Here is a 240-nt window from a genome sequence, read left to right as displayed (position 1 = left end):
GCTTTTAAGGCGCTTTTGAAGCCAGACGATATGTGCCTTGATGTCCCGTCGAAGCGCCTTGAATACCGCCTGTTTCAATCGAGACTCTTCCGCCACGATCATATCGATGAGCTGGCGGCGTCGAGTCAGTAGATCCGCCAGTTCGCGAGCGTGTTCATCTGGCATCTCCCGAATCTCGGGTTTGACCGCCTGGGCAAACTCCGCAATCACCTGGGCATCCAGAGCGTCGGTTTTCGCCAG

At 56.2% G+C, this 240-nt stretch carries 1 protein-coding gene and 1 pseudogene (1 of these 2 cut by a window edge); both read right to left on the bottom strand.

Going from position 1 to position 240, the window contains the following annotated elements; all coding sequences use genetic code 11:
* Nucleotides 1-210: pseudogene (locus tag HX855_RS33600) on the bottom strand (IS110 family transposase); the annotation flags it as partial.
* Nucleotides 207-240 carry the final stretch of a transposase gene (locus tag HX855_RS33595; RefSeq protein WP_256736858.1) on the bottom strand. The gene runs 263 nt beyond the window's last position, so the window shows 34 of its 297 coding nt (coding positions 264-297); its start codon lies beyond the right edge, outside the window; it ends in the stop codon at nucleotides 207-209. The gene HX855_RS33595 and the pseudogene HX855_RS33600, both read right to left, overlap by 4 nt.

Origin of the sequence: Pseudomonas sp. IPO3778, assembly GCF_013386825.1 — a bacterium.
Lineage (GTDB): Bacteria > Pseudomonadota > Gammaproteobacteria > Pseudomonadales > Pseudomonadaceae > Aquipseudomonas.
Note: the sequence above shows the minus strand (reverse complement) of the source record. Positions and strands in the feature narration are given on the sequence as shown.